Origin of the sequence: Bradyrhizobium sp. STM 3809, from assembly GCF_000239795.1 — a bacterium.
In the GTDB taxonomy this organism is placed as follows: Bacteria; Pseudomonadota; Alphaproteobacteria; order Rhizobiales; family Xanthobacteraceae; genus Bradyrhizobium.
Map to the genome: position 1 here is coordinate 1 of NZ_CAFJ01000690.1, position 7,643 is coordinate 7,643.

The 7,643-nt window shown below is 67.2% G+C and carries 4 protein-coding genes; all 4 read right to left on the reverse strand.

Annotated elements, in window-relative coordinates:
• Positions 1-466 precede the first annotated feature (466 nt).
• Positions 467-847, reverse strand: a complete 381-nt coding sequence (locus BRAS3809_RS30365) for a DOMON domain-containing protein (RefSeq protein ID WP_008965845.1) — start codon at positions 845-847, stop codon at positions 467-469.
• A 103-nt stretch (positions 848-950) separates the two neighbouring features.
• Positions 951-1,829 (reverse strand): transglutaminase family protein, encoded by an 879-nt coding sequence (locus BRAS3809_RS30370; protein WP_008965846.1) that lies wholly within the window; start codon positions 1,827-1,829, stop codon positions 951-953.
• On the reverse strand, positions 1,826-4,360 hold the full coding sequence (locus BRAS3809_RS30375) for a circularly permuted type 2 ATP-grasp protein (RefSeq protein WP_008965847.1): 2,535 nt from the start codon (positions 4,358-4,360) through the stop codon (positions 1,826-1,828). Before BRAS3809_RS30375 ends, BRAS3809_RS30370 begins: the two co-directional genes overlap by 4 nt.
• Positions 4,361-4,390: 30 nt before the next feature.
• The coding region (locus BRAS3809_RS30380; RefSeq protein ID WP_035659472.1) for a transglutaminase family protein at positions 4,391-7,643 on the reverse strand (3,253 nt) is incomplete at its 5' end.

The following is a 7,643-nucleotide window of genomic DNA, read 5'->3' on the forward strand; positions in this document are numbered from 1 at the left end:
CAGAGGGTCTAACTACTCGTCACACTCGGACAGATCATGTCGCGAGAGCGCGTCCTCATGCTCAACGTCATGCCCGCGCAGGCGGGCATCCAGTACGCTGCGGCGTCTCGATTCATCACCATGGCCTGCGAATACTGGATCGTCCGCCTTCGCGGACGATGACAGCGTAGAACGAATGAGATCCTCAGCTGATGGCGATATCGAGCAACAAACACCCCGTCGTCCCGGACAAGCTGCGCCAACGCGACAGCGATGGCGCGGCGCCGATCCGGGACCCATACCCACAGGCCGTGGTGCGGGGCACGTTCGGAGTTGCCAGCGCGCCCGACAACAGGCGTCGGTGGTTATGGGTCCCGGCTTTCGCCGGGACGACACCGATGGGGGCGCAGCCAGCTCGCGCCCCCCACGACGTCATCTGCCTATGCGCGCGGACCATGCAGAAGGGCTGAGCGTTATTGCGAGAAGCTTACCGCCCGTACACCACCGGCCCGCGTTGGACGATCAGCGGGGGCGGCAGATCGCGCTGCCAGACGCGGCCGTCGTCGAACTGGATGCGCATGCCGTCGGGCGAATAGACCGCGCTTTCATCACGCGCGTCGATCCACAGCCGGCTGTTCGGCGCATTCCAGTCCGGCCAGGCCTGCAGCGACTCGCCGGTCTCGGTGGTCAGGTTCACGGCATCGCCGTTCTGGGTCACGAAGGCCGGCGCGCCGATCATGCCGTCGCGGCACATCTGGATGCAGCGGTAGGTGCCGGTGAGGTTGACGCTCGGCTGGGCCGAGGCCGAGCCGGCCATGCAGGCGCCGACGAGGCCCATGATGATTGCAACACGCTTCATGTCGATCACTCCATCGCTCGAAAGGGTCAGCCAGCCCCCGTTCAAGCCCCTCGGGCGGATCAAGTGAGATGCACGAGAATTGTTCCGGATGTTCCCGCTTAGGGAACCGCCCCTACTCGACCATGACGACGTCGACGGCGACGCCGAGCTTCTGCTTGGGCGAGCCGACGATGATGCCGTCGACCGGCGAGACATCGGAGAAGTCGCGCCCCATGCCGAGGATGATGTGATCATTGCCGACCACGAGATCATTGGTCGGATCGAAGCCGATCCAGCCGAGCTGTTCGCCGCACCACAGCGACACCCAGGCGTGGGTCGCATCGGCGCCCTGCAGCCGCGGCTGTCCCTCCGGCGGAATGGTGCGGAGATAGCCGCTGACATAGGCCGCGGGCAGGCCAAGTCCGCGCAGCCCCGCGATCATCACGTGAGCAAAGTCCTGGCAGACGCCGTGGCGGTTGTCGAACACCTCGGCAAGCGGCGTCGAAATCACCGTCGCCTTGGGATCGTATTTGAACTCCTTGCGGATGCGCCGCATCAGGTCGGCCGCGCCGGCGACGATGCCGGTGCCGGCCGGAAAGCTCGCCGCCGCATAGTCCGTCACCGGCTTCAGCACCGGTACCAATGCGCTCTGGAAGACATAGCCGATCGGCGACGACGGGCCGAGACTCGTGGCCTCGAACGCGGCGTCGCGGACCTGCTCCCAGTTCGCGCTCGGCGCATCGCGCTCCGGCGGCTTGCGCGACAGCTTCACCCGCGAGCGCGAGTCGATGCGCAGATGGCGGTGCTGGATGTCGATGACGATGCTCTCGGTCAGGATGCCGAAGAAATCGCGCCGTGCCGTGCGCTCCGAGGGCCGCGGCCGGATGTCGACGCTGTGCGAAATCAGCTCCTGGCCATCGCCGCTCAGCGGCTCCAAGCGCAGCGAGCAGCGCGCGAAGCTGACCGCGCTCTCGTACTCATAGGTGGTGACATGCCGGATGTCGTAGATCACGCGAGGCCCGTGAGCTTTTCCGGCCGCGTCGCATTGGGGCCGTGCGGGAAATAATGCTGTCCGATCGCTTCCGCCAGGTTGAGCAGGTCCTGCTCCAGCGCAAACAGCGTGCGGCCGTCGAGATGCGCGGCCTCCGCCGCGGTCAGCCGCGCGCCCAGCGAGATGGCAAGCCGCTGCGGCCGCTCGATCAGGCCGTTCTCCTTCAGCACCGGCAGGCCCGCAATGTGCTCGTTCAGCACCTCGATCTGGAACGCGACGGAGCGCGGATTGTAGAGATCGAGCACGACGAGGTCGCGGATCGGCGCCAGCGACGGGCCGATCAGATAGCGCGAGCGATAGGTGATCTGGCAGTCGACCAGGGTCAGCAGGACGTCGAGATCTTCCGGCGTCGCCTCGTCATAGCCGAACTGCCGCGCGAAACGCGCGCTGTTGATGGCGCGCTCGGCGCGGCGGCCCATGTCGAGGAAGCGCCAGCCGGCGGCGCGGTTCATGTTCTCCTGGGCGAGGCCGGCGAAGCTCGCGAGCTTCTCGAGCAGCAGCTCGGCGGTGCTGACGACGGCGTCGTCGTCGTCGACATCCTGGGCGAGCCGGTTCGACATCTCGGTGATGACCTGCCAGGCGTCCGGCGACAGCCGCTCGCGCAGCGAGACCGCGGTGCGCTGCGCCGATTTCAACAGCGACAGCGCCGAGCCGAACTGATCCTCCGCCTGCAGCGCCTCGTCGGCGACGCGCGCCCCTTGGGTGCGCGAGGTCTGCGCGATCGCGCCCCAGGACAGCAGCAGTCGCTGGATGCGTTCGGCGGTGTTGAGCTGCGCCGGCGAGCCCTTGCCGGGATCGCGATGCTGGGCGGCGAGCGCGCGGATCAATCGCAGCGTCGCCTCGGCGCGCTCGAGATAGCGGCCGAGCCAGAACAGATTGTCGGCGGCACGGCTCGGCAGCACGCCGGCGATGCGGCGGATGCGGACATTGTCGGAGCCCGGCAGCAGGCTGCGCGCCGCCACCGCCTTGTCGCCGACCACCCAGACGTCGGCGGCACTGGCGCCGTCGCCCATCGACACCGCGCGCGCATCGAGCTTGTCGGCGATGCGGCAGAAGCCGCCGGGCATGACGGTCCAGCCGTCCGGCGTCGCGGCCGCAAACACGCGCAAGACGAACGGTCGCGGTGCGATCCGGCCGTTCTCCCACACCGGCGTGGTCGACAGCCGCACCACCTCCTGGCCGACATAGTCGATGCCGCGCTGGACAATGGCCGCGCGCAGACGCTCGCGCTCGGCCGCCGACAACTCACCCGCGAGCAGCGGCCCGCTGCTGGCGAAGCCCGGCACGGCGCGGCCATAGGCGCCTTCGATGGCGAGTTCGTCGAGCCGCGACAGCACCTCGTCGCGCGCCGATTTCTGACCGCACCACCAGGTCGCGATATGCGGGATCTTGAGATCCTCGCCGAGCACGCGCCGCGACAGGCTCGGCAGGAAGCCGAGCAGCGCGCGCGCCTCCAGCACGCCGGAGCCCGGCATGTTGGCGATCACGACGCCGCCCTTGCGCACGACGTCCATCAGGCCGGCGACGCCGAGACGCGAGGCGGCATCGAGCTCGAGCGGATCGAGCGAGTTGGAGTCGAGGCGGCGCAACAGCACGTCGACGCGCTTCAACCCGGCGACGGTTCGGATATGCACGCGGTCGCCGCTGACGGCGAGGTCGTCGCCCTCGACCAGGAGGAAGCCGAGATAGCGCGCCAGGGTCGCGTGCTCGAAATAGGTCTCGCTGAAGCTGCCCGGCGTCAGCACGCCGATGCGCGGCTCGTCGCGATCGGCGCTGGCGCGCAGCGCGTCGCGGAACGCCTCGAAGAACGGCGCGAGCCGCTCGGCATTCATCGACTTGTAGATCGAGGAGAAGGCGCGCGACTGCACCAGCCGGTTCTCCAGCGCGTAGCCCATGCCCGACGGCGCCTGGGTGCGATCGCTGAGCACCCACCAGCGCCCGTCAGGCCCGCGGCCGATATCAGCCGCATAGACACTGAGGAAGCGGCCGCCCGGCGGCTTGATGCCGCACACCGGGCGCAGATATTCGCTGGAGCCGGCGACAGCGGCGGCCGGCAACGCGCCGCTCGCCACCAGCCGGCCTTCGCCATAGATGTCCTGCAGCACCCGCTCGAGCAGTTCGGCGCGCTGAATGATGCCCTGGGACAGTTGCGCCCACTCGGCCTCGTCGATCAGCAGCGGCAGATGGCTGAGCGGCCAGGAGCGTTCGGCGTTGTCGCCCGGCGACCGGTAGGTGACGCCGGCCTCGCGCAGATGGCGATCGGCGGAGGCGAAGCGGCGGTCGATGTCGGTCGGCGCGAGCGCGGCAAACGTGTCGGCAAAGCGCGTCCATACCGGCCGCGGCTGACCGTCGGCGCCCAGAAACTCATCGGGAATGCCCGGCAGCCGGGCATAGTCGCGGGCCCATTGGGCAGCCCGGCGCAAGGGAGGACGGGCCGCCGGCCGACCGGCGGCGGGGCTCGCTCCCTGGTCCTGGCCGCTCCGGCCGTCCATACCCTGATCCTCCGCACACGCTGCTTTCCATCAATGCAGGTTCGGCCTGCGCAAGTCGAGGGTCATCGGGAATTCATTTGTGCGTTCCTCGGGCGGCATCGCGATTCGTCCGGGAGTGTGGCCGTGATCCTGGAATCGGGCGAGCCGGCGGGCTTCCGCCTCGTAGGAGTTGATCGGCTTGGTGTCGTAGTTGCGCCCGCCGGGATGGGCGACGTGATAGACGCAGCCGCCGAGCGAGCGGCCATTCCAGGTGTCGATCAGGTCGAAGGTGAGCGGCGCATGCACGGGAATCGTCGGGTGCAGGCCGGAGGCCGGCTGCCACGCCTTGAACCGGACCGCTGCGACCGCCTCTGCGGAACGCCCCGTGGACGTCATCGGCATCCTCCTACCATTGCAGGTGATGAGATGGCGGCCTTCGATGAAGCCTTCAGCCTTCACTTGAAGTCGCTCGACCGAGGAATCCACGTAGCGCACGGTCCCGCCGGCCATGCCCTCTTCGCCGAGCACGTGCCACGGCTCGAGCGCCTGGCGCAATTCCAGCGTCACGCCGCCATGCTGCACGCGGCCGAAGGTCGGAAAACGGAACTCGAGCTGGGCCTGGTACCATTCCGGGGAGAAGTCGTAACCGGACGAGCGCAGTTCATCCAGCACATCAAGAAAATCCTCCCAGATGAAGTGAGGCAACATGAAGCGGTCGTGCAGCGCCGTGCCCCAGCGCACGAACCTGCCGTCCTGCGGCTCGCGCCAGAGCTTGGCGATCAGCGCGCGAATGAGAAGCTGCTGCGCCAGCGACATGCGCGGATCGGGGGGCATTTCGAGCGCGCGGAATTCGACCAGGCCGAGACGGCCCGTCGGTCCCTCCGGCGAATACAGCTTGTCGATGCAGATCTCGCTCCGATGCGTGTTGCCGGTGATGTCGACGAGAAGATGACGGAACAGGCGGTCGACGAGCCACAGCGGCACGCTCTGCCCCGCAGGGGGCACATTGGCGAGCGCGATCTCCAACTCATAAAGGCTGTCATGACGCGCCTCGTCGATGCGCGGCGCCTGGCTGGTCGGTCCGATGAACATGCCGGAGAACAGATAGGACAGCGACGGATGCCGCTGCCAATACAGCACGAGGCTCTTCAACAGATCGGGACGGCGCAGGAACGGCGAATCTGGCGGCGAGTTGCCGCCGACCACGACGTGATTGCCACCGCCGGTGCCGGTGTGGCGGCCGTCGATCAGGAAGCGATTGGCGCCGAGCCGCGTCTTGGCAGCGTCCTCATAGAGACCGAAAGTGATGTCCACCGCCTCGCGCCAGCTCTGTGCCGGCTGGATGTTGACCTCGATGACGCCCGGATCGGGCGTGACCTTGATGACATCGATGCGCGGATCGAACGGCGGCGCGTAGCCTTCGACATGCACCTTGATCTGCATCGCCTCGGCCGTCGCCTCAACCGTGGCGATCAACTCCAGGTAATCCTCGATGGTTTCGACCGGCGGCATGAACACGCAGAGAATGCCGTCGCGGATCTCGACCGACATCGCGGTGCGCACGCCGAGCCCGCCCCAGTACTGATACTGCACGTCCTGCTGCGGCTGCGGCGGGCGATCGAGCGCCTTGAGCGGCGGCACCTGCGGCACGATGACGGGACGTCCCTGCGTGTAGGCCGGCAGCGGGCCGCGCGGCTCCATCGGATCCTGCTCGTGAATATACGGGAAATCCTCCGGCGGAATGTAGACCAGCGAGTTGATCGGCAGCCGCAGGCCGAGCGGCGAGTCGCCGGGAATCAGGAACAGCCGCTTGCGCCGCAGGCCCCAGCGCTCGCTGCGCCAGCGCGCAGGCTTTGCATTCCAGCGCTGGATCGGCAGCACGAAGCCGCGCGGAATGTGCAGCCCCTCGTCGAACACGCGCGCCATGCGCGCGCGCTCCTCCGGATCGGCGAGCTTGGAATCCAGCGCATCGACATTCTCGGGAAGCGCGGCCTCCTTCTGCAACCAATGCGCAGGATCCTCATAGGCCGGCAGTACGTAGTCCGGCTCGAGGCCGAGCGTCTCGGCCGCGGTATCCAGAAAGCGCTCGGCGTCCGCGATGGTCGCCATGCGCGGACCGTCGACGCTGGCGATCAGGTCCGCATTGCGCCAGATCGGCTCGCCGTCCTTGCGCCAGTACAGTCCGAAGGCCCAGCGCGGCAGGCTTTCGCCCGGATACCACTTGCCCTGGCCGTAATGCAGCAGACCGCCCGGCGCGAACCGCGTGCGCAGCCGCCGGATCAGGCTGTCGGCGAGCCCGCGCTTGGCCGGTCCGACCGCAGCCGTATTCCATTCCGCCGATTCCATGTCGTCGATCGACACGAAGGTCGGCTCGCCGCCCATGGTCAGCCTGACGTCATGGGCGACGAGATCGGCGTCGACGGCTTCGCCGAGCTGGTCGAGCTTTTGCCAGGAATCGTCGGAAAATGGTCGCGTGATGCGCGGCGCTTCGCGGATGCGCTTCACGTTCATCTCGAACGCGAAGTCGACCTCGGCAATTCCGGCACTGCCGCTGATCGGCGCGGCGGAGTGATAATGCGGCGTGGCCGCCACCGGAATATGGCCTTCGCCGGCGAGCATGCCGGAGGTGACGTCGAAGCCGATCCATCCAGCACCGGGCAGATAGACCTCGGCCCAGGCATGCAGATCGGTGAAGTCGTTCTCGACCTCGACCGGTCCCTCCACCGGATCGATATCAGGACGGAGCTGGATCAAGTAGCCGGACACGAAGCGGGCGGCGAGGCCGAGATGACGCAGCGTCTGGATGAGCAGCCAGGCCGAGTCCCGGCAGGAGCCGGCGGCGGAGGACAGCGTCTCCTCCGGCGTCTGAACGCCAGGCTCCATACGAATGATATAACGAATCTTTTTCTGCAACTGGGCATTGAGGTCGACGAGGTAGTTGACGGTGTTGTCGGCCTCGCGCGGAATCGACTTCAAGTACTCCGCGAACAGCGGTCCCGGCTCGATCGTCTCGAGATAGGGTGCGAGTTCCGTCCGCAATCCCTCGGGGTAGACGAAGGGAAAACTATCGGCATAAGGCTCGACGAAGAAATCGAACGGGTTGATCACGGTCATCTGTGCCGTGAAATCCACCTCGATTTTCAGTTCGTTCACCTTCTCCGGGAAAACGTAGCGCGCCAGCCAGTTGCCCTGCGGATCCTGCTGCCAGTTCACGAAATGGTTGGCCGGCGTGACCTTGAGCGAATAGCTCAGAACCGGGGTCCTGGTATGTGGTGCAGGACGCAGGCGGATGGTCTGTGGGCCC